Raw genomic sequence first — 22,039 nt, forward strand, 5'->3', positions numbered from 1 at the left:
AACCGCTGGCACCGGCCCGGCCGGGAACCGTCGGCGCCGGTCAGGCCGGAACGGCCGGCGCCAGCCCTGTCGGCGCCACCGATCGCCGATCCTCGGCCAGCCGGGCGGCCAGCACCTCCGCGTCCCGCCCGACCCAGCCCAGCACCGCGGAGCCACGGGCGCGTTGCCAGGGCAGGCCGAGGAAGTACAGCCCCGGCCAGTCCGTCACGCCCTGGTGGTGCACCGGCGCGCCGGACGGGTCCAGCACCGGCACCTCCAGCCACGGGTAGTGCGGGCGGAAGCCGGTGGCCCAGACCACCGCGTCCACCCGCCGCCGCCCACCGTCAGCCAGCAGCACCTCGTCGCCGTCGGCGTCAACGACCCGGCCGACCCGGTCCACCCGGCGCAGCAGCCCGGCGACGTCGGTGCCAATGACCGGGTTCTGGGCCGCGATCCGGCGGCCCAGCCGGCTGCCCGCACCCAGCCGCATGCTGCCCAGCCGGGAGAACCACCAGAAGATGTCCCGGCCCAGCCAGCGCTGCGGCACCACGGGGCCGATCGCCGGAGCGGCGAGCACCACGCGCCGTCCGCTGTCGGCCAGCTCGGCGGCGATCTGCACCCCGGTGTTCCCGCCGCCAGCGACCAGGACGTCGCGCCCCGGCAGCTGCGCGGGGTTGCGGTACCGGCTGCTGTGCAGCTGCGCGACCCGCGGCGCGAGCTTCCGGGCCACCTCCGGGATTCGGGGGTTGTGGAACGCTCCGGCGGCGACCACCACCCGCCGCGCGTGCAGCGGTCCGGTCGACATGTCCACGGTGAAGCCGCCCGCCGTACCGGGGCGGACCGAGGTGACCCGGCAGCCGAGCCGGACCGGCAGGTCGAAGTGCGCGGCGTACCGGGCCAGGTAGTCGGCGACCTCGTCCTTGCCGGGGTGGCCGTCCGGGTCGCCGGGGAACGACAGGCCCGGCAGCGCGGAGAACCGGCGCGGGGTGAACAGGGTCAGCGAGTCCCACCGCTGCCGCCAGGCGTCGCCCACCCGGGCATGCGCGTCGAGGATCGCGAAGGGTACGCCAGCGCGGCGCAGGTGGTGGCCGAGCGCCAGCCCGGCCTGACCGCCCCCGACGATCACGGTGTCCAGGTCCATCGGTCCGTCTCCCTCGTACCGGTCAGGCGACCTGGTGGCCGGCCTCGCCGATGGCGGCCCGGACGGCGGCCGGGTCGGCGTCGCCGTCGACCCGGACGGTGCGGGTGGCGAGGTCCACCTCGACGGCGCGGACGCCGGCGACGAGGCCGACCTCCTCCCGGATCGCCTCGACGCAGCGGCCGCAGCTGATCTTCGGCACGGAGAGCACGAGCTGGTTCACGGTTCACTCCTTCGCACGGTGGGCCGCCTGGTCGCGGCCCGGCAGGACGAACCGTGCCGGTGGCCGCTGTCCGGGCCCTGTCGGCGTACGCCGGGAGCGGCCGACGGGTCGCGGACAGCGGCCGGACAGCGGCGGCCGGGAGCGTGACGGCACCGGCCAGCGACGGCGGCCGGACCAGCGAGGGCGCCTGCGACGCCCGGTACGAGAGGAGCAGTGCCATGACGACCCCCACAGCCGTCTCCGGCACGCTGGAGATCGGCGGGATGACCTGCGCGTCCTGTGTCCGGCGGGTGGAGCGGGCGCTCAGCCGGGTCGACGGCGTCGAGCTGGCCGAGGTCAATCTGGCGACCGAGACGGCGAGCGTCGTCTACGACCCGGCCCGGGTGAGCCAGCCGGCGCTGACCGCGGCGGTGCAGCGGGCCGGGTACACCGCTACCGTTCACGTCGACGAGCCTCGCCAGCCGGGCGGCGCGCCGGGGTCCCCGGTCCCCGCCGGGGACGGCCAGGACGCCGAGCGGGCCCGGGCCGAGCAGCGGGAGGTCGACCGGCTCAAGCGGATCTGGCAGCTCACCCTGGCCACCGGGCTCTCCATGATGGTGCTGATGTACCTGCCGCTGTCCATCGACGCGATGGACTGGCTGATGCCGGCGCTGCTGGTCGTCGCCACGGTGGTGCAGCTCGGGGCGGGCCGGCCCTTCTACCAAGCGGCCTGGGCGGCGGCCCGGCACGGCGGGGTCAACATGCACACCCTGGTGGCCCTCGGCACCACCGTCGCCTACGCCTACAGCGCCTTCGTCACGCTCTGGCCGGCGGCGGCCGAACAGCTCGGCCTGCCGCTGCACGTCTACTTCGAGATCTCCGTGGTGGTCATCGCGCTGGTGCTGACCGGGCGCTGGATGGAGGCCCGGGCCCGGCGGCAGACCGGCGCGGCGATCGGGGCGCTGCTCGGGCTGCGCCCGCGTACCGCCCGGGTGCTGCGCGACGGCGTCGAGACCGAGGTGCCGGTGGACTCGGTCGTGGTCGGTGACCTGGTCCGGGTCCGTCCCGGCGAAAAGGTGCCGGTGGACGGCACGGTCACCGAGGGAGCCTCCACGGTGGACGAGAGCATGCTGACCGGCGAGAGCATGCCGGTGGGGAAGACGGTCGGGGACGTGCTGATCGGCTCGACCGTCAACCGGACCGGCTCCGTGGTGCTCCGGGCCACCGCGGTGGGCCAGGACACCACCCTCGCCCAGATCGTCCGGCTGGTCCGCGAGGCCCAGGGCGCGAAGGCGCCGATGCAGCGGCTCGTGGACAGGGTCTCCGCCTGGTTCGTCCCGGCGGTGATCGGACTGGCCCTCCTGACGTTCGCGGTCTGGGCGGTGGCCGGCCCCGACGACGGCCGACTCACCCTGGGCATCGGCACCGCGATCGCCGTGCTGATCATCGCCTGCCCCTGTGCGCTCGGCCTGGCTACCCCGACCGCGATCATGGTCGGTACGGGCAAGGCCGCGGAGCTGGGCATCCTCATCTCCGGGGGCGACGCGCTGGAGCAGGCCCGGCGGATCACCACGGTGGTGCTGGACAAGACCGGCACGCTCACCCGCGGCCGTCCCGACGTCACCGTGATCCACGCCGTCGACGGCGTCGACGCCGACCAGCTGCTGGCGTACGCGGCCGCGGCCGAGACCGGCTCCGAGCACCCGCTCGGTGAGGCGATCGTCCGGCACGCCCGCGCCCGCGGCATCGCCGGCCCGGCGGCGGACTCCTTCCAGGCGGTCCCCGGACACGGCGTCGAGGCGCGGGTCGACGGCCGCAGCGTTCTCATCGGCAACGACGCCCTGCTGCGCCGCCACGGCATCGACGGCACCGCCCTGCCAAGGGAGGTCACCGCCGTCGCCGCGGCCGGTGGCACTCCCGTGTACGTCGTCCTCGACGGCCGGCTCGCCGGCGTCGTCGGCGTGGCCGACACCCTGCGGCCCGAGTCCCTCGAGGCGGTGGCGCAACTGCGGGCGCTGGGACTGGAGGTGTGGATGCTGACCGGCGACAACCGGGTCACCGCCGAGGTGGTCGCCCGCGAGGTCGGCATCGCGAACGTGATCGCCGACGTGCGGCCCGAGGAGAAGGCCGCCCGGGTCGCCGCCCTGCAGGAGCGGGGCGCGGTGGTGGCGATGGTCGGCGACGGCATCAACGACGCACCGGCGCTGGCCCGGGCGGACCTGGGCATCGCCATCGGCACCGGCACCGACGTGGCGATCGCCGCCTCCGACATCACCCTGGTCGGCGGCGACCTGCGCGGCATCGTCTCGGCGATCGCGCTGTCCCGGCGTACGGTCACCACGATCAAGCAGGGGCTGGGCTGGGCGTTCGGCTACAACGTGCTGCTCATCCCGGTGGCCGCCGGTGTCCTCTACCCGGCGTGGGACACCCTGCTCGACCCGTCGTTGGCCGCCGCCGCGATGGCGATGAGCTCGGTCAGCGTGGTGACCAACGCGCTGCGACTGCGCCGGTTCCGCCGGCCGGAGACCGCCGACGCGCTACGGCCCCGGCTGCGGACCCGGGTCGGCGACTGGGCGTTCCTGGCCGGAGTCGCCGCGCTGGCGCTCGCCGTGGGCGCCGGCTTCACCGCGCTGAGCCGCACCGACGCCGGCGCCCGGGGCATGAACGGGGTGCTGGCCTGGACCCAGGGCACCGGCATGCCGATGCGGCCGGCGATGAGCACCATGATGACCGCCGAGACGGAACCGGTGCACGCCGAGGACGCCGGGGTCCGGGTCGACCTCCGGCTGCCGGGCGACGTGGTGCCAGGGCGGCCCACCACGGTCCGGATCCGCATCACCGACGCGCAGACCGGCCGACCGGTCCGCGACGTGGGGCGCAGCCACGAGGCGTGGATGCACCTGATCGCCGTCCGCGACGACCTGGCCAGCTTCGCCCACGTCCACCCGCAGCCGGCCGGCCGGCCCGGCGAGTTCGACGTGACGCTCACCTTCCCCACCCCCGGCCGGTACATCGTCAACACCGAGTTCCGCCGCAAGGGCGAGCTGACGGATGTGCTGGAACGGCACGACGTGGTGGTCGGCGACCCCGCCGAGGTCATCCACCAGCCGCCGACGGTGTCCGGGCGGCAGCAGGTCGTCGACGGCGTACGCGTGACCCTGGACGGGACCGCCCAGGTCGGCGGCAGCCGGTTCACCTACCGCTTCGCCGACGCGGCCACCGGCCGGCCGCTGACCGGGCTGCGGCCGTACCTCGCCGCCGCCGGACACGTGGTGATCATGTCGGCGGACGGCGACAGCTTCGCCCACGAGCACGCCGAGACCGAGGACGCCGACGGCCGGCCCGTCTTCGCCCTGCCCGGGCAGACCTACGGGCCGAATCTCGACCTGCACGCCGACTTCCCCCGTCCGGGCCGCTACCGGCTCTGGGGCCAGTTCCGCCTCGCCGACGGGCACGTGATCACCGTGCCGTTCACCGTCGACGCCCGCTGACCGTCCGCCACTGTAGGAAAGGAAACTCCGATGCAGATCGCCATCCTCCTGTTCGAACGGTTCACCGCGCTCGACGCCGTCGGCCCGTACGAGGTGCTCGGCCGGCTCCCCGGCGCCCGTGCCGTCTTCGTCACTGACCGGACCGGCCCGGTCACCACCGACGTGGGCACCCTCGCCCTGTCAGCCACCGCCACCCTGGACGAGGTGACCCGCCCGGACGTGCTGGTGGTGCCCGGCGGTCCCGGGCAGATCGCCCGGATGACCGACACCCGACTGCACGACTGGCTCCGCGCGGTGGACGCCACCCCCACCTGGACCACCTCGGTCTGCACCGGCTCGCTGCTGCTGGCCGCGGCCGGGCTGCTCGACGGCCGGCGGGCCACCTCGCACTGGCTGGCCCTGGACCAGCTGCCCGCCTTCGGCGCCCAGCCGACCGGTGAGCGGGTGGTCTTCGACGGCAAGTACGTCACCGCGGCCGGGGTTTCCTCGGGCATCGACATGGCGCTCACGCTGGCCGGCCGGATCGCCGGGGACGGCGTCGCCCAGACCCTCCAACTCGGCATCGAGTACGACCCGCGGCCGCCGTACGCCGCCGGGTCGCCCCGCACCGCACCCGCGCCGGCCGTCGCCGCGCTGCGGGCGAACCCCGGCATGGTGCTGGGCTGACGGCTCGCCGCACCTGGCGCACGGCCCGGCCGGCCGTCCGGATCAGCGGGCGGCCGACTGGCTGATGCGCGAGCCAGCGGGGGCGACCAATCTGCCGGGCCGGCTCGCGGCCTCGTCGGTCAGTGCCGGGCCACGTAGACCTTGTTCGCCGCCACCCGGCCCTGCAGCGGGTTGGCGAAGCGGACCACGTGCGCCACCGAGGTCGGGAACACCTCGGTCAGCACCCGCTGGAACGCCGGTCCGGTGGTCGTTCGATCGTGCCCCGGCACACCGCCCAGGGGTGGATCCGCACGCTGCGCCGCCGGCAAGCCGGGCCAATTTCTGAGTAGGGAAACGGGTACCGGGTCGGAACGGGCCAACAGGGGTGTCGCTTCAAGGCGCGGGATAAGACCTGACGGCGGGGGCTATCGACGTGCTGCGACAAGCTGTCAGTCTGTCGTCTCCGTCGCGGGCGGCCGGTACTGGTAGACCTTGTGCCTCGCTCTCCAGTCCGCGGCGTGCCCGATTCGGCGGGCCATTGGCCTCTCATTCACGGGCTTGGTCAGTCACCCTCGAAGCTGAGGCCGCGATATCAACACAGCGCCAAGTCACTCCGCGTGAACGTTGATGAAGGTCGCTTGCCCCGGCGGTGCACGGATCTGCCGAATTGAGTGCGCGGCACATGGTTGGTGATCATGGCCGCAGTACTGTGCGCCCGTCAGCGACTATGAGTGGGTGACCGGACGATTGGAGAGGTTTGCTTCCTTGGGCTTGGCGCTCGCGGCGATTTCGACGTGGGCGTGCTGGCGGCGCACGATGCGACCGATCCCGCGCCATGGTCACGAGATGCGCGCGTGGCAACGATCGTGCTGGCTACATCGGTGGCCAACACGTCGGTTCCACATGATGAGTCGCACTCCGCCGAGTATTCGGTGGGGTTGACGTGACGGAGCAGTGGTTCTTTGCGTCGCAGACCCGCCGGCTGTCAGCCGAACAGAGGAAGGTCAACGACAACCACGTCCATGGCCGTCGGCGTTGTGGCAGCGTCACCCAAGAGGGGGCGTGACGGAAGTGGCACTCCAGTGCCGTGATCTGCGGTGAGAGGGGATCCCCACATGAGCGCATCGTCCACCGGCCTGCGCGCCGCGGAGGGCCCCGGCTCCGTCTTGCAGGCTCCAAACCTGCCGGACGGGTTCACGGACACGTTCACCAGCCGGTACGTCGACGCCGGGGCACTGCGTCTGCACGCGGTCATCGGAGGCGACGGGCCGCCGCTGCTGCTGGTACACGGCTGGCCCCAGACCTGGTACGCATGGCGGCTGATGATGCCGGCGCTGGCCGAGAACTTCGAGGTGATCGCGGTCGATCAGCGTGGTATGGGGCTGTCCGACAAGCCCCGGGACGGCTACGACACCGCAACCGTCGCAAACGACCTTGTGGCGTTGATGGACGCGCTCAGCCACGAGCGGTTCGCCATGGTCGGCTGCGACACCGGACTGCTCATCGGCTACGCCCTGGCCGCTGATCACCCCGACCGGGTCGACCGCCTGGCCCTCGGGGAAGCCCCTCTTCCGGGCGTGTCTCCCACGCCGCCACTGTTCCTTCCCGCGCCGCTCAACGAACGCCTGTGGCACATCCCGTTCAACGCACTTCCAGAGGTCAACGAGAAGCTCGTCAGCGGGCGGGAGGACATCTTCTTAGGCGCGAAGTTTTCGGCCGCGGCCGGAAAGAAGGAGCTGTCCACCGACGCCGTCAAGTACTACGTCGACCTCCTCGCGGCCGACCCGGAGGCGCTGCGCGGCAGCTTCGAGCTCTACCGCGCTTTCCCGGTGAGCCAGGCGCAGAACGAGCAGCGCAAGACCCGGCGGCTGACGATGCCCGTCCTGGCGATCGGCGGAGCGGAAAGCTTCGGCGAACAGGTCGGCAAGTGGATGGACCTCGTCGCGGACGACGTGCAAACCGTGGTCCTGCCCGACTGCGCACACTGGGTCGCCGAGCAGGCTCCGGACGCGATGCTCGCCGCCCTGATCGGGTTCCTGGCCCCGTACCGGGACGGGTGGATCGCGGCCCGCAATCCGCGCTGAGCCTGTCGGGTGCGGTCCGGGAAGCGCGTCGCTTGCTCGGCGGAGGTCGCCGGCCGATGCACAAGTTACCTCGCCGGGCGGGCGGGTCGGCTCTTATGGCTCTCCTGCGCACAAACGACCGGATCTGCCGCAAATAAGGCGCGCCGCCCGTCCGTGTGACTGTGACTGTCTCGCGGACGCCGGCGGAGGGGTGGTCCTGGAACTGCCGCTGTCGCAGCGCCGGGCCCGGCTGGAGCAGCTGCTCGCCGACGCGCCGGCGCAGCTCCCCCTGACCCCGCAGACGGCCGACATGCGGCAGGTGTCGGACTGGTTGCTGAACTGGACCGTCGCGGCGGGCATCGAGGGCGTGGTGAGCAAGCGCTTGAGCGGCCGGTACGAGCCCGGCTGCCGAGGCTGGTCGAAGTTCGGACCCGGATCGTCACGGACGCCATCGTCGGTGGGGTGACCGGCAGCATCAGCCGCCCGGAGACCGTGCTGCTCGGCCGATTCGACCGGCGGGGACGGCTGCGATACACCGGCCGCACCCACCTGTGGGGCTCGTAAAGCCGGTTCGGCTACGCTGCCTGCGAGTACTCGTTGATCAGCCCGCCGAGGATCGGGCGCCGTCGGATCCTGGCGGCGGTCAGGTCAGTGACTCCCGGCGGCGGGTTGGGTGGCTGCTGATCCAGCGATCGATGTGGGCGGTGGCTGTTGTAGTGGGTCGTGTACTCGGCGAGGACGGCCGCGAGGTGGCGCTCGCCGACGATGAGTATCCGGTCGGTGCACTCCCGGCGTACGGTGCCCACCCATCGTTCGGCGAAGGCGTTCTCCCGGGGCGCCTGCGGCGGGGTCTTGATCACGTCGATGCCTTCCGCGGTGAACACCGCGTCGAAGACCGCCGTAAATTTCGTATCTCGGTCGCGGAGCAGGAACCGCAGCCCAGCTGCGCGCTGGTCGAGGTCTATCAGTAGATTCCGTGCTTGCTGGGCCACCCAGGCGCCGGTTGGATGGGCGGTCACCCCAACCACGTGGACTTGGCGGGTGGCGATCTCGACGAAGAACAGCACGTAGAGGCGCTTGAGCAACACCGTGTCGACGGTGACGAAATCACAGGCCAGGATCGTGTGGGCGTGGGCGGTCAGGAACTGCTTCCAGGTCGGTCCGGACCGTCGGGGTGCCGGGTCGACTCCGGCGTTGTGCAGGATCTTCCACACCGTGCTGGCCGCGACCCGGTAGCCCAGGCCGACCAGTTCACCCTGGATGCGCCGGTGCCCCCACGACGGGTTCTCCGCCGCGAGTCGCAGCACCAGCTCGCGGACCTGTGCGTTGACCGGTGGCCGGCCTGGCCGGGCATGCGGGTACGTCCATCGTCGAGCGACCAGTTCACGGTGCCACCGCAACAGGGTCGCCGGGGTGACGAAGAACGTTGACCAGCGCGAGCGGGGCAGCAGCCGCGACAGCACCGCCAGCACCACCCGGTCGGCCGGTTCGAGATCGGGGCGGTGCACCTGTCGACGCAGCACCGCCACCTGATGGCGGAGCACCAGGATCTCCACATCCTTGGCCCCATCGTCACGGACGAGCTGGGACAACATCCGCAGGACCTGGCGAAGCAGCAGGTACACCAACGACGCGCTCATGCCGACGAGCATGACGGTTGCACCGGGCTCGAGCTCGCACAGAGCCGCACTTCAGACGGCCGAACCGAGTATTCGAGCCCCACAGGGTCCAACGGCGCCCGATTCTCGGCGGACTGATCAACGAATACTCGCAGGCAGCGTAGCCGAACCCGGTTTACGAGCCCGACAGGTCGCGTCCTCCGCTGTGACCACGGTGGCGTTCCGCTCGAGCGCCCGGTCCAGCACTGCGGCCGCGACGTCGCGCTTGTTCCCGAAGTACCGGTATACGGTGCCGTGCCCGATGCCCAGCTCGCCGGCGAGGTCGGCAATGCCGGCGGCGGCGTTGCCCTTGCGGACGTAACGCCCGGTGTCGGCACCGGCCGGTCTCGACATTCAGCGCGGCGGTACGGGGCCGGTCGAGTCGCGTACCACCAGGGCGTGCCCGGTCGACCGGCGCCGGGGGCGGGTCGAGGGGGGCTTGAGCGCGAGGGTGAGCGCCATCCGCCCCATGTCGGTCATCGGCAGCCGGACGGTGGTGAGGCTGGGCGCGAGGTCGGCGGCGACGGAGATGTCGTCGAAGCCGACGACCGACATCCGCTCGGGCACGGGGATGCGGTGCGCGCGGAGCGTCGACAGCACCCCGATCGCCATCGCGTCGTTGAGCGCGATGATCGCGGTCGTCTCCGGGTGGTCGCGCAGGATCTGCTCAGCGGCCACCCGACCGCCGTCCCGGGTGAAATCTGAGTGGACAACGGGGAGGCTGTCGAGGGAGAGCCCGCGCTGTCGCAGGGCGGACGAGACCCCGGCGAGCCGGTCGGCGACCGTGGTGAGTCCCGCCGTGCCGGCGGCGACTGCGATGCGCCGGTGCCCGAGCTCCAGCAGGTGCTCGGCGAGCGCCCGGCCGCCGGCCTCGTTGTCGGGCCGCACGGCGTCGACGCCGAGCGCGTGCCGGCCGATGACGGCGACCCGGCCGCCGAGGCTCTGGAACTCCGACAGCTCGGCCCGCGCCTCTGCCTCCACCCGGGGGTCGTCGTAGCCGGACCCGGCGATCAGGATGATCCCCACCCGCTGCGCGATGAGGTGGCGCAGCTGCCGCAGCTCGGCTTCGGGGTCGCGGCCGGAGTGGCAGATCTGCACCAGCAGCCCCTCCTCGGCGGCGACCTGGATGACCCCACCGGCGATCTCCGAGAAGTACGGGTCGTCGACCTGGTGGACCACCAACCCCACAGTGAAGCTGGCGCCGCCGGCCAGGGTGCGGGCGTACGGGTTGGCGACGTACCCGAGCTCCCGCGAGACCTGCCGGACGCGACTGGCTACCTCTTCGCTGACGCCGTCCCGGCCGGAGAGGGCGCGGGACGCGGTCGCCAGCGAGACCCCGGCGCGCTCGGCCACGTCGACGAGGCGCAGTCTCGGGCCAGGCTTGGGCATCGGCAACTCCCCAGAAACATCCATGTCATCTGACTATTGCCAGTGACGCGTAACACAGCCTAATCTACGAAAGCGCTTTCGCAAGCGCTTCCGTCCCGGCAAAGGAGCGTCACGGGATGACAACCCGTTTCAGGCGAATGCAGTGGATGACAGCCCTCGGCGCGACGATGACGCTTGCGCTAGGGGCCTGCAGTGGCGACGGTGGCGGCGGATCGGCCGCCCCCGATGAACCGATTGTGATCGGGATCTCCCTCCCGCTGACCGGAGACTTCTCCGAGCCGGGCAAGGGTGTCCAGCGTGGTTACGAGGCCTGGGCCAAGATCACCAACGACAAGGGCGGCCTGCTGGGCCGCAAGGTCGAGCTGAAGATTCTCGACGACCAGTCCAACGCGGACCGCGTGGTCGCCGACTACGAGCAGCTCATCGGCAAGGATCAGGTCGACTTGGTGGTGGGTCCGTTCTCGACCCGCCTCGTCGTGCCCGCGGGCCGCGTGGCCGAGGAGTACGGCATGCTCTTCGTCGAGCCCGCCGGCGCGGCGAAGCAGGTCTTCGAGCAGGGCTTCAAGAACCTGTTCTACGCCGCTCCGGCGGTGGCGAACGACCACTACAACTACCTGGCCGAGTACCTGCTGGCGCTGCCGGCGGACCAGCGGCCGAAGACGGCGGCGTACGCGGCCATGGACGACCCGTTCGCGCAGGGCACGGCGTACGGGCTAAAGGAGAAGCTCGAGGCGGCTGGCATCCGCACGGTCGTCAACGAGGTCTACCCGCCGAACACCACCGACTTCGGCAGCATCGCCGCGAAGATCGCGGCCTCGAAGGCCGACATCCTGGTGGGCGGCTCGCAGTACCAGGACGGCGTGAACCTGATCGTCGCCCTCCAGCAGCTCAAGTACCAGCCGAAGCTCGCCGCGTTCTCCACCGCGCCGACGAACCCGGAGTTCGCCAAGGCCATCGGCAACAAGACCGAGGGGATCATCTCGCCGACCGGCTACACGCAGAAGGCGCCGTACCCCAGCAACAAGGAGTTCGTCGAGAAGTACACGGCGCAGTTCGGCTCGCCGCCGGAGGAGGATGAGGCCAACGCGTACACGACCGGCCAGGTCGTCGCGGCGGCGGTCACCGCGGCCGGCTGCGCCGAGCAGGGGGAGTGCCAGCAGAAGCTGGTCGACTGGGTACGCAAGAACACCGTGGAGACGGTGGTCGGCCCGCTCTCCTGGGACGAGACGGGCAAGCCCAAGGGCGCACACATGATCCAGCAGTGGGTGGGCGGCGAGATCCAGATCGTGCTGCCGGCCGACGCCAAGGAGACCGAGTTCGTCTACCCGAAGCCGGCCTGGTAGCCAGATGCCATCCGGTGCGCTGCTCTTCCAGAGCGTCATACTGGGTCTGCTGCTGGGAGGGCTCTACGCCCTCCTGGCGGCGGGCCTGACCCTCTACTTCGGAATCATGCGGGTCGTGATGATCGCCCACTCGGCGTTCCTCATCCTCGCCGCCTACCTCGCCTGGTGGTCCCACTCCCGGCTGGGCGTCGACCCGCTGCTGTCGATGATCGTCACCGTGCCGCTCTTCTTCGGCTTCGGGGTGACGCTGCAACGGCTGCTCCTGGCCCGACTGCGCCCGGTCACCCTGACCATGATGTCGGTGCTGTTGACGTTCGCGATCGCGGTCGTCGTCGAGGGGCTGCTCGGGTACGTGTTCACCGGCACCCAGCGGCGCATCCAGCTCGGCTACGGTTCGGCGAGCTTCGGGCTCCTCGGGGCCCGCATCGCGGTCGTCAAGCTGATCGCGTTCGGCCTCGCCGCCGTCGCCCTGCTCACCCTCTACCTGCTGATGAAGAAGACGACGTTCGGCTGGGCACTGCGGGCGACCATCCAGCACCGCGACGCCGCCCGGCTCATCGGCATCGAGACCGAGCGGGTCGCCGGGTACGGCTTCGGGATCGGCCTCGCCACCGCCGCGGTGGGCGGCACCGCCCTGGCCCTCGACACCACCATCTACCCCTCGCTGCACTGGCACTGGATCGGCCCGCTGATGGCGATCATCGTGGTGGGCGGGCTCGGCAGCGTACCCGGGGCCGCCATGGCCGCCATGGTGCTCGGCCTGATGCAGAGCCTGCTGCAGATCCCGCTGGGTACGACCTGGGCGCAGACGATCTTCTACCTCGCCCTGTTCGCGACCCTGGCGTTCCGGCCACAAGGATTCTTCGGAGGTCGCCTTGCCCAGCGCTTCTGAGCCGACCACGGCGCCGGCGGCGAGAACAGCGGCAACAGCGACGGCGGCGGCGCGCCGGCCCGTCGGCCGGATCGTCCAGGCGGTCGCGGTCCTCGTGCTCGCCGCCGCGGTGCTGTCCTTCCCGTCCCTGGCGCCCAACCCGTACATCCTGTCGGCGGGCATCGTGGTGCTCAACTACGCGGTGCTCTCCACGTCGTGGAACTTCGTCGGCGGGTTCACCGGCTACATCTCCCTCGGTCACGGGGCGCTGGCCGGGCTGGGCGGCTATTGCACCGCCCTGCTGGTCACGAAGGCCGGGCTGCCGAGCTTCGTGGCCCTGGTGGTCGCGGCACTGCTGGTGGCCGCGCTCGCCGTGCCGATCGGCTTCGCGGCGCTGCGGGTGCGTGGCGCCTCGTTCGTGATCGTGTCGATCGCGCTGGTGCTGATCCTGCTGCTGGTCTTCCAGAGCTGGGCTTCGGTCACCGGTGGATCGCGCGGGCTGGTGGTCCCGCGGCCGTTCCCCGGGCTGCTGCGCCCGGAGCACCACCGGGTCTTCTACTTCCTCTTTGCCGGTCTACTCGGACTCGCGCTGCTTGCCTGGTGGCTCATCGACCGCTCGCGGTTCGGCCTCGGGCTCAAGGCGATCCGGGAGGACGAGGACAAGGCGGAGGCGCTGGGCACGCCGACGTTCGCGTACAAGCTCGTGGTCTTCGTGGTCTCGGCGGGGTTCACCGCCCTGGCCGGTGGGCTCTACGCGCTCTGGTTCGGCGACCTCGACCCGGTCTTCCAGTTCTCCATCCTCACCGGCTCCTACATGGTGCTGATGGCGCTGCTCGGCGGCGTCCGGCACCTGTTCGGCCCGCTGGTCGGCGCACTCGTGGTCGGGACCGCGCTGGAGTACTTCAAGGTGGAGTTCGGCAACACGCCACTGCACCTGGTCGCGACCGGCCTGCTGCTCGCCCTGGTCGTGATCTTCATGCCCGACGGCGTCCTGCCGGCGATCGGCGGGCTGCTCAACCGGATGCTCCGGCCGGCGCAGAGCTCCATCCGCGAGGTCACGGCCGCACAGCTCCGTGACCAGCGGGCGGCGGGTGCCGGTACGCAGGCGGGAGCGCGGGAGCCGGTCGACGCGGCGGCGGCCACCACGGGGGTTCGCCCGGAGCCCACCAAGGAGCGGGCATGAGCGAGCGCTGCGAGCGAATCATCAGGCACAGTGCGGTGGAGCCTCATGCCGTCGCCGACCGCAGGGAGGTGACGGCATGAGCGAGGTACGCAGCCTGGCGACCGCGGGCCTGACCAAGGCGTTCGGCGGTGTGGTGGCGCTCGACGGTGCCACCGTCGAGTTCCGGCACGGCCAGGTCAACGCGCTGATCGGGCCCAACGGGTCGGGCAAGACGACGTTTTTCAACTGCGTCACCGGGATGATCCGTCCGGACAGCGGGCAGACGACCTACCGGGGGCGGGACATCACCCGTAAGGCGCCGCACGCCATCGTCCGCGCCGGCGTGGGGCGTACCTTCCAGCTGTGCCGGGTGTTCCCCCGGATGTCGGCGCTGGACAACGTGCTCGCCGCGGTCCGCCCGGCCGGCCTAACCGGCCAGCTGCGCGGCGCTCGCGCCCGGGCGGAGGTCGACCGGGCCCGGGGCTGGCTCACCCGCCTCGGCATCGACCACCTGGCCGACGTGGAGGCCCGCAACATGTCGTGGGGCCAGCAGAAGCTGCTGGAACTCGCCGGCGTGCTGATGAGCGACCCGGAGACCGTACTGCTCGACGAGCCGGCCGGCGGCGTCAACCCGGCGCTGCTGGACCGGATCGGCTCCCTGGTCCGCGAGCTCAACGCCGAGGGAAGGACCTTCGTGATCGTCGAGCACAACATGGACCTGGTGATGAGTGTCAGTGACCACATCGTGGTGTTCGACCGCGGCCGCCCGATCGCCGAGGGCCCGCCGTCGCTCATCCGCTCCGACGAACGCGTGCTGGGGGCCTACCTTGGCGTCTGAAATCGAACTCGTCGACATCCAGGCCGGCTACGGGCGCGCGGCGCCGGTGCTGCGCGGCCTGACCGTCTCGGTGCCGGCCGGCCAGATCGTCTGCCTCGTCGGGCCTAACGGCGCCGGCAAGTCGACCGTCCTCAAGGTCGCCAGCGGGCTGCTCAAGCCGCGTTCTGGGCGGATTCTCGTCGGGGGCGTGGACGTGACCGATCAGGGCCCGCAGCGGATGCTCGCCTCGGGGGTCGCGCACGTCCTGCAGGGGCACAGCGTCTTCCGCGAGATGACCGTGGCCGAGAACGTGCTCCTGGGCGGTTACACCCTGAAGGACAAGGCGCTCATCGCCGAACGGACGGCCTTCGTCAAGGAGGTCTTCCCCGTCGTCGCGCAGCGCTGGAACTCCCTGGCCGGGCTGCTCTCCGGCGGCCAACAGAAGCAGGTGGAGTTCGCCCGGTCGCTCATGGTCAACCCCAAGGTCGTGCTCCTCGACGAACCGTCCATGGGGCTGGACCCGAAGGCCACCACCACGGTCTTCGAACAGGTCGTGCGCATGCGCGACGCCGGCACGGCGGTGCTGCTGGTGGAGCAGAACGCCCGGCGGGCGCTCGAGACGGCAGACCTCGGCTGCGTGCTCGACCTCGGGCGCGTGCACATCTCCGGGCCGGCGGCGCAGCTGCTGGCCGATCCCCAACTCGGCGAGCTCTACCTCGGCGGGCGGCCCGCCGAGCCACCGGTCTCGCCCATGCGGTAGCACCCTCAGGCGCAGCGGCACAACCAGGCAGATCGAATGCACGTACGTAAGCGCTTCCGAAAGCGGTTGCGTGCCCCAACGCGAAATGAGGTGTACGCGATGACCAGAGCCAGACGGGCCGTCGTCGCCACCGCTGCCCTGCTGGCGGCCGGTGTGCTGGCGGGCGCCGGGGCACCCCCGGCGCAGGCGGACCGGAACAACCCGCCCGACGTCCACCCGCACCTGCGATCGAATCTGGTCGCCTTCTACGACTTCGACCACCCCGTGGAGGGCGACGCCGCGCTCGAGCGCGACCAGGGCCGCTCCGGCACCGAGATCGAGCTCGTCAACGGCGGCCCCGACATGCGGGTGGCCGAGCACGCCTACCCGGGCAGCGGCAACGCGCTGCAGACCCGGCAGGTCAACCCGGCCGCGGCTGGCAACGACGACTGGAAGGCCGGCATCTGGTCGGCGAGTGGCGTACGGACCCTGCGCGCGTTCGCCGGGACCCAGGGCACCACGGTGATGGGCTGGTTCAAGCGGGAGATGGACGGCCCGGCACTGAACTCCACCACCGCCAACCCGACCGACCGGTTCAACGCGATCGGCCTGGCCGGCGTGCTAACCGGCGACTCCGACGGCCACGGCGTCCGAGCGCTGCTCGAACTGATCGACGTCAACGGTGAGCTGCGCCTGGTCGCGCTGGGCCGGCGCCTCGACGGCGGCAACTCGCAGACCTTCGCCGCGAGCGAGGACTGGCGCACCCTGCTGCCGAAGGGGGAGTGGGTGCACCTCGCCGCCACCTTCGACTTCAACACCGGCGCCATGGCGCTCTACCGCAACGGCCAGCCGCTGGACGGCTTCTACACCCGCACCGACGACCCGTGGCTCGTGTCGGGGCCCGGCCCGCACGTGACCACCGCCTCCGACCCCCGGGGCATCAAGATCGGCGGGAGCTTCCCGCAGGACACGCTGGAGCGGAACCCGTGCGACTGCCGCATGGACGCCCTGATGTTCCTCGACGGCGTGGTCTCGGCGAGCGACGTCGAGAAGCAGTACCGCTACATGGCCCGCTGACCACCCTCGGCACCGTCCCCACCGAGAAGGAGACCCGCGTGCGCAGTATCGGCAAAATCCGCAGATCCGCGCTGACGGCCGGACTCACGGTCGCCACCCTCGTCCTGTCCACCCTGGTGTCCGGCCCCGCCCGGGCCGCCGACCCGGTCTACGACCCGGTCCGCGAGATGCCCACCCAGTCCCGGCTCGGGCTGGTCCTCTCCGAGTACGCCAGCTTCCCCCAGTCGTTCCCCAACCCGGCCCCGGTCGACCAGCGGCTCATGCGGACCGCCCGGATCAACACCATCATGGAGTTGCCCGACGGCTCCGGCCGTCGCGCCGTACCGGACCTCAACGGCAACTTGTACCTCGTCAAGGACGGAGTGCCGCACGTCTACCTCGACGTGGCCGCGACCTTCGCGCCGCAGTTCTTCTCCGGCCGCGGGCTCGGGCAGGGCTTCGGCTACGTGGCGTTTCACCCGGAGTTCGGCACCAACGGCCGCTTCTACACCATCCACACCGAACAGGCGTCGCTGACGACCAAGGTGCCGGACTACGCCCAGACGAACGTCCTCTACCACGGCGTCATCACCGAGTGGACGGCCACCGACCCGGCCGCCGACACGTTCGCCGGCAGCCGGCGCGAGGTGCTGCGGATCGGCTTCGGCGGCCAGGTCCACGGCATTCAGGAGATCAACTTCAACTCCACTGCGAAGCCCGGCCAGAGCGACTACGGGCTGCTCTACCTCGCCGTCGGCGACGGCGGTCTCGGCGTCCGCAACACCGACCCGCAGAACCCGGCCATGCCGCACGGCAAGCTGCTCCGGATCGACCCGCGCGGCACCAACTCCGCCAATGGGAAGTACGGCATCCCGGCCGACAACCCGTTCGTCGGCCAGGCCGACGCGCTCGGCGAGATTTACGCGGTGGGCTTCCGCGACCCGCACCGGTTCAGCTGGGACCCGGCCACCGGCCGGATGTTCCTCGGCCACATCGGCGAGCACGCCATCGAGGCGATCTACGAGGTGCGCGCCGGCGACAACTTCGGCTGGAGCGAGCGGGAAGGGGCGTTCCTGTTCGACAAGACGGCCACGAACCCCTGCAACAAGCTCTTCCCCCTGCCGGCCGACGACGAGCAGTACGGCTACACGTACCCGGTGGCCGCGTACGACCACAACCCGGCACCGGGGTGGAACTGCACCTCGGACGTGGGTGTCGCGGTGGCCGGCGGGTTCGTCTACCGCGGCAATGAGCTGCCCGCGCTGAAGGGCAAGTACGTCTTCGGCGACCTCGTTGACGGCCAGGTCCTATACACCGAGGCGCACGAGATGCGCCGGGGTGCCGGCCTGGCGCCGATCCACCGGCTGGCCCTGTTCAACGCGGCCGGCAGCCCGGTGCGGATGCAGGACCTCTCCGGCCCGGGCGCGCCGGGCAACCCGGAGCGGGTGGACCTGCGCTTCGGCACCGACGCCGCGGGCGAGCTCTACATCCTCGCCAAGGCCAACGGGAAGATCTGGAAGGTCACCGACACCCGGGTCTTCGCCAGCGGCGACGTCGGCGGCACGAAGGTGCACAAGCCCTCGGGCCCGGACAGCTGGGCGCCGGTGACCCCGTCCAAGTGGCAGTTCGACGGCGACGAGGTCATCCTCGCCGAGGCGGGCGTCAGCCGGCCGGGTCCGCGCCGTCCGTTCGAGTACGCGGTGGTGACCGACGGGCCGGAGTGGTCCTCGGTGGAGATCGAGGCGGACGTGCGGTTGGACACGCCGGTGGAGGTCAGCAACCGGGACGTGATCATCGTGTTCGGCTGGCGCTCGGACACGGAGTTCTACTATGCCCACGTCTCCACCGACAACACGATCCTGCCGCACAACGGCATCTTCAAGGTCAACAACGCCGACCGGCAGCGGATCGACTACCAGTGGAACTGGCGGTCCCGCGGCGCCAACCCGGCGATTGTCGACGCCGACTGGCACAAGGTGCGGGTCGTGCACCTGCCGGCCACCGGCGAGATCGCGGTGTACGTCGACGGAAGCAAGGACCCGCTGATGACCGCGAAGGACACCACGTTCGGCTCCGGGCGGGTCGGCTTCGGCTCGTTCGACAACATCGGCCGGCTGCGTCACCTGACGGTGACCGGCGCGCCGGCCTGAGTCCAACCCGGCGGGGGCGGCGGCAACGTCGCCGTCCCCGCCGGCGGTCCCGGGGAGACCGGGACGAGGTTTGCGGCACCCGGAGGAGTCGGGTGCCGGAGGAAGCGCTTACCTGGAGGGTGAGACGATGACGGCACGTGTCCCGATCGGGATCGTCATGAACGGCGTGACCGGGCGGATGGGCTACCGGCAGCACCTGGTCCGGTCCCTGCTGGCGATCCGTGCGCAGGGCGGCGTACCACTGCGCGGCGGCGGCCGGCTCTGGCCGGAGCTCGTCCTGGTGGGGCGCAACGAGGCCAAGCTGCGCGACGTCGCGGCCCGGCACGGGCTGACCGACTGGACCACCGACCTCACCGCCGCGCTGGCCCGCCCGGACGTCTCGATCTACTTCGACGCCCAGGTCACCAGCGAGCGGGAGAAGGCGATCGGCCTGGCCATCGAGGCGGGCAAGCACATCTACACCGAGAAGCCGATCGCCACCACCCTCTCCGGCGCGGTCGACCTGGCCCGGGCCGCCGACGCGGCCGGCGTGCGGCACGGCGTCGTGCAGGACAAGCTCTTCCTGCCCGGCCTGCGCAAGCTCGACCGGCTGGTGCGGGGCGGGTTCTTCGGCCGCATCCTGTCGGTGCGCGGCGAGTTCGGCTACTGGGTCTACGAGGGTGACTGGCAGGAGGCCCAGCGCCCGAGCTGGAACTACCGGGCCGCCGACGGCGGCGGCATCGTGGTCGACATGTTCCCGCACTGGCACTACGTGCTGGAGCAGATCTTCGCCCCGGTGCGGGCGGTCACCGCGCACGTCACGACCCACATCCCGCGACGCTGGGACGAGGACGGCCAGCCCTACGAGGCGACCGCCGACGACGCCGCGTACGCCATCTTCGAACTCGACGGCGGCATCGTGGCGCAGATCAACTCGTCCTGGGCCGTCCGGGTCAACCGGGACGAGCTGGTCGAGTTCCAGGTCGACGGCACCGAGGGCAGCGCGGTCGCCGGGCTGCGCGGCTGCCGCGTACAGCACCGGGCCACGACCCCGAAGCCGGTCTGGAACCCCGACCTGCCGTCCAGCGATGGCTTCCGGGCCCAGTGGCAGGAGGTGCCGGACAACGAGGTGTACGACAACGGGTTCAAAGCGCAGTGGGAGATGTTCCTGCGGCACGTCGCCGAGGACGCCCCGTACACCTGGGACCTGTGGTCCGGCGCGCGCGGCGTGCAGCTGGCCGAGCTGGGCTTGCGGTCGGCGCGCGAGGGCCGGCGCCTCGAGGTGGCGGAGCTGTCCTCGTGAGCACCACCGTCACCCTGCCCGACAGGCCCCTCACCCTCTCCGGCGCCGGGCGCGAGCACGCTGCGCCCGGCGCCCGCTTCACCAGCCGGATCGCGTACGCCGCCGCGCACGTCGTCGCCGACCCGGGGGCGGAGAACGTGCCGGGTGCGCCCGCCGCCGTGGACTGGGATGCGACGCTCGCGTTCCGCCGGCACCTCTGGTCGTACGGGTTCGGTGTGGCCGAGGCCATGGACACCGCCCAGCGGGGCATGGGTCTGGATTACCCGACCGCGCGCGAGCTGGTGCGACGGTCGGCGCGTGCGGCTCGGGCCGAGGGCGGCGCGATCTGCGCGGGCGTCGCCACCGACCAGCTGCCGGCGGGTCCGGCCACCCTCGACGAGATCCGCAAGGCGTACGCCGAACAACTCGCCGACGTGCAGGACGCCGGGGCCCGGCCGGTGCTCATGTGCAGCCGGCACCTGGCCGCGGCGGCCCGCTCGGCCGAGGAGTACCTCGACGTCTACGGCCGGCTGCTCGACGAGGCGGGCGGCCCGGTCGTGCTGCACTGGTTGGGCCCTGCGTTCGACCCGGCCCTCGCCGGCTACTGGGGCGACCCCGATCCCGCGCGGGCCGCCGACACGGTGGTCGCGCTGATCGGCGCGCACACCGGCAAGGTCGACGGCATCAAGCTGTCCCTGCTCGACGAGGACTTCGAGGTCGCGCTGCGCCGGCGGCTGCCGCCCGGGGTGCGGCTCTACACCGGCGACGACTTCAACTACCCGGCCCTGATCCGCGGCGACGGCGAGGGCCACTCCGACGCGCTGCTCGGCGTGCTGGCCGCCATCGCGCCGCCGGCCGCGGCGGCGCTGCGCGCGCTCGACGCCGGCGACCTGGCGACGTACGAGGAGATCCTCGCGCCCACGCTGCCGCTGGCCCGGCACCTGTTCGGCGCACCGACGTTCTACTACAAGACCGGCATCGTCTTCCTGGCCTGGCTCGCCGGCCACCAGGACCACTTCACCATGGTCGGCGGCCTCCAGTCCGGACGGTCGCCGGTGCACCTGGCCCGGCTGATCCGGCTCGCCGACGCGGCCGGGCTGCTGCCCGACGCCGAGCTGGCCGCGCACCGGGCGCGGTCGTTCATGACCACCGTGGGGGTGACGCAGTGAAGCGGTTCGCGCTGAACTCGGCCACCACGAAGCGGTGGCCGCTGCCGGAACTCGTCGCGGGCTGCGTCGACGCCGGGGTCTCCGGGGTGGGGCTGTGGCGCGAGGACCTGGCCGTGTACGGCATCGAGCAGGCCGCGGCGCGCGTGCGCGACGCCGGCCTCACCGTCACCTCGCTGTGCCGGGGCGGGTTCTTCGACGCCCCCGGGTGGTTCGACGAGAACCGGCGGGCGATCGACGAGGCGGCGGCGGTCGGCGCGCCGGTGCTGGTGCTGGTCTCCGGGGGGCTGCCGGCCGACAGCCGGGATCTCGACGTCGCCCGGGCGCACGTCGGCGAGGCGCTCGGGGCGCTCGTGCCGCACGCCCTCGCCGCGGGCGTACGACTCGCCGTCGAGCCGCTGCATCCGATGTTCTGCTCCGACCGGTGCGTGGTCGCGAGCCTCGGCCAGGCCCTCGACCTGGCCGACCCGTACCCGCCGGAGGCGGTCGGCGTCGTCGTCGACACCTACCACCTCTGGTGGGACGACCAGGTGTGGTCGCAGATCGCTCGGGCAGGGCGGGAGAACCGGATCGCCTGCTTCCAGGTGGCCGACTGGGTGACGCCGCTGCCGGCCGGGGTGTTGCTCGGCCGGGGGTTGCCCGGCACCGGCTGCGTCGAGCTGCGCCGCTTCCGGGAGGCCGTGGACGCCGCCGGGTACGCCGGCCCGATCGAGGTGGAGGTCTTCGCCGAGGAGGTGTGGTCGCGTCCGGGCCGCGAGGTGCTGGACGAGGCGGTCGCCGGCTACCTCGCCCACGTGGCCTGAGCGCCACCGATCGGCGCGGCGCCGCCCCGGCACGCTGCGCGGACGGAGAGCGGGGTGCTTCCGCTCACCGTCCCCCGGGCGGTGGCGACGCCGGTCCCGGCGCCCC

General features: G+C 71.8%; 20 protein-coding genes. 14 read left to right on the forward strand and 6 right to left on the reverse strand.

The window, feature by feature from the left end; genetic code table 11:
- Positions 1-40: 40 nt before the first annotated feature.
- Positions 41-1,120 carry a flavin-containing monooxygenase gene (locus ACTWO6_RS13910; protein ID WP_446220032.1) on the reverse strand — a complete coding sequence of 360 codons (1,080 nt, stop codon included), beginning with the start codon at positions 1,118-1,120 and terminating at the stop codon, positions 41-43.
- Positions 1,121-1,142: 22 nt separating this feature from the next.
- Positions 1,143-1,340: a heavy-metal-associated domain-containing protein gene (locus ACTWO6_RS13915; protein ID WP_446220033.1), complete on the reverse strand. Its 198-nt coding sequence runs from the start codon at positions 1,338-1,340 to the stop codon at positions 1,143-1,145.
- A 218-nt stretch (positions 1,341-1,558) separates the two neighbouring features.
- On the opposite strand from ACTWO6_RS13915, the gene ACTWO6_RS13920 reads away from it, so the two are divergent.
- Both ACTWO6_RS13920 and ACTWO6_RS13925 read left to right on the forward strand, forming a co-directional pair.
- Positions 1,559-4,810, forward strand: a complete 3,252-nt coding sequence (locus ACTWO6_RS13920) for a heavy metal translocating P-type ATPase (protein ID WP_446220034.1) — start codon at positions 1,559-1,561, stop codon at positions 4,808-4,810.
- Between the two features lie 30 nt (positions 4,811-4,840).
- Positions 4,841-5,476 carry a DJ-1/PfpI family protein gene (locus ACTWO6_RS13925; protein ID WP_446220035.1) on the forward strand — a complete coding sequence of 212 codons (636 nt, stop codon included), beginning with the start codon at positions 4,841-4,843 and terminating at the stop codon, positions 5,474-5,476.
- A 119-nt stretch (positions 5,477-5,595) separates the two neighbouring features.
- On the opposite strand, the gene ACTWO6_RS13930 is transcribed toward ACTWO6_RS13925, so the two are convergent.
- Positions 5,596-5,745 carry a hypothetical protein gene (locus ACTWO6_RS13930; protein ID WP_446220036.1) on the reverse strand — a complete coding sequence of 50 codons (150 nt, stop codon included), beginning with the start codon at positions 5,743-5,745 and terminating at the stop codon, positions 5,596-5,598.
- Between the two features lie 825 nt (positions 5,746-6,570).
- Here ACTWO6_RS13930 and ACTWO6_RS13935 point away from each other — a divergent pair.
- Both ACTWO6_RS13935 and ACTWO6_RS13940 read left to right on the forward strand, forming a co-directional pair.
- The gene (locus ACTWO6_RS13935; protein WP_446220037.1) at positions 6,571-7,539 is read left to right on the forward strand and encodes an alpha/beta fold hydrolase; all 969 of its coding nucleotides are present in this window, start codon (positions 6,571-6,573) and stop codon (positions 7,537-7,539) included.
- Between the two features lie 190 nt (positions 7,540-7,729).
- On the forward strand, positions 7,730-7,984 hold the full coding sequence (locus ACTWO6_RS13940; RefSeq protein WP_446220038.1) for an ATP-dependent DNA ligase: 255 nt from the start codon (positions 7,730-7,732) through the stop codon (positions 7,982-7,984).
- 109 nt (positions 7,985-8,093) lie between these two features.
- On the opposite strand, the gene ACTWO6_RS13945 is transcribed toward ACTWO6_RS13940, so the two are convergent.
- From ACTWO6_RS13945 to ACTWO6_RS13955, 3 genes are all read right to left on the reverse strand, one after another.
- Complete coding sequence (locus ACTWO6_RS13945) at positions 8,094-9,158, reverse strand: integrase core domain-containing protein (RefSeq protein ID WP_446220039.1); 1,065 nt, start codon at positions 9,156-9,158, stop codon at positions 8,094-8,096.
- A 117-nt stretch (positions 9,159-9,275) separates the two neighbouring features.
- Positions 9,276-9,530: a TetR/AcrR family transcriptional regulator gene (locus ACTWO6_RS13950; protein WP_446220040.1), complete on the reverse strand. Its 255-nt coding sequence runs from the start codon at positions 9,528-9,530 to the stop codon at positions 9,276-9,278.
- Positions 9,531-10,565: a LacI family DNA-binding transcriptional regulator gene (locus ACTWO6_RS13955; protein WP_446220041.1), complete on the reverse strand. Its 1,035-nt coding sequence runs from the start codon at positions 10,563-10,565 to the stop codon at positions 9,531-9,533.
- A 236-nt stretch (positions 10,566-10,801) separates the two neighbouring features.
- Here ACTWO6_RS13955 and ACTWO6_RS13960 point away from each other — a divergent pair, with 236 nt between their 5' ends.
- The 10 genes from ACTWO6_RS13960 to ACTWO6_RS14005 all read left to right on the forward strand — a co-directional run bounded on the left by ACTWO6_RS13960 (position 10,802) and on the right by ACTWO6_RS14005 (position 21,933).
- The gene (locus ACTWO6_RS13960; protein ID WP_446220042.1) at positions 10,802-11,908 is read left to right on the forward strand and encodes an amino acid ABC transporter substrate-binding protein; all 1,107 of its coding nucleotides are present in this window, start codon (positions 10,802-10,804) and stop codon (positions 11,906-11,908) included.
- A 4-nt stretch (positions 11,909-11,912) separates the two neighbouring features.
- Positions 11,913-12,800, forward strand: coding sequence for a branched-chain amino acid ABC transporter permease (locus ACTWO6_RS13965; RefSeq protein WP_446220043.1), 888 nt, complete (start codon positions 11,913-11,915; stop codon positions 12,798-12,800).
- Positions 12,784-13,962 carry a branched-chain amino acid ABC transporter permease gene (locus ACTWO6_RS13970; protein ID WP_446220044.1) on the forward strand — a complete coding sequence of 393 codons (1,179 nt, stop codon included), beginning with the start codon at positions 12,784-12,786 and terminating at the stop codon, positions 13,960-13,962. The genes ACTWO6_RS13965 and ACTWO6_RS13970 overlap by 17 nt, the downstream gene beginning before the upstream one ends.
- Before the next feature lie 76 nt (positions 13,963-14,038).
- The gene (locus tag ACTWO6_RS13975; RefSeq protein WP_446220045.1) at positions 14,039-14,779 is read left to right on the forward strand and encodes an ABC transporter ATP-binding protein; all 741 of its coding nucleotides are present in this window, start codon (positions 14,039-14,041) and stop codon (positions 14,777-14,779) included.
- Positions 14,769-15,518, forward strand: a complete 750-nt coding sequence (locus ACTWO6_RS13980; RefSeq protein WP_446220046.1) for an ABC transporter ATP-binding protein — start codon at positions 14,769-14,771, stop codon at positions 15,516-15,518. Before ACTWO6_RS13975 ends, ACTWO6_RS13980 begins: the two co-directional genes overlap by 11 nt.
- A gap of 99 nt (positions 15,519-15,617) precedes the next feature.
- Complete coding sequence (locus ACTWO6_RS13985) at positions 15,618-16,574, forward strand: LamG-like jellyroll fold domain-containing protein (RefSeq protein WP_446220047.1); 957 nt, start codon at positions 15,618-15,620, stop codon at positions 16,572-16,574.
- Positions 16,575-16,612: 38 nt separating this feature from the next.
- Positions 16,613-18,703: a PQQ-dependent sugar dehydrogenase gene (locus tag ACTWO6_RS13990; protein WP_446220048.1), complete on the forward strand. Its 2,091-nt coding sequence runs from the start codon at positions 16,613-16,615 to the stop codon at positions 18,701-18,703.
- 127 nt (positions 18,704-18,830) lie between these two features.
- Positions 18,831-19,985, forward strand: coding sequence for a Gfo/Idh/MocA family protein (locus ACTWO6_RS13995; RefSeq protein WP_446220049.1), 1,155 nt, complete (start codon positions 18,831-18,833; stop codon positions 19,983-19,985).
- Positions 19,982-21,133, forward strand: a complete 1,152-nt coding sequence (locus tag ACTWO6_RS14000; RefSeq protein ID WP_446220050.1) for a dihydrodipicolinate synthase family protein — start codon at positions 19,982-19,984, stop codon at positions 21,131-21,133. The genes ACTWO6_RS13995 and ACTWO6_RS14000 overlap by 4 nt, the downstream gene beginning before the upstream one ends.
- On the forward strand, positions 21,130-21,933 hold the full coding sequence (locus tag ACTWO6_RS14005) for a sugar phosphate isomerase/epimerase family protein (protein WP_446220051.1): 804 nt from the start codon (positions 21,130-21,132) through the stop codon (positions 21,931-21,933). The genes ACTWO6_RS14000 and ACTWO6_RS14005 overlap by 4 nt, the downstream gene beginning before the upstream one ends.
- The last annotated feature ends 106 nt before the right edge of the window (positions 21,934-22,039 follow it).

The sequence above is a fragment of the Micromonospora sp. IBHARD004 genome (assembly GCF_052814115.1).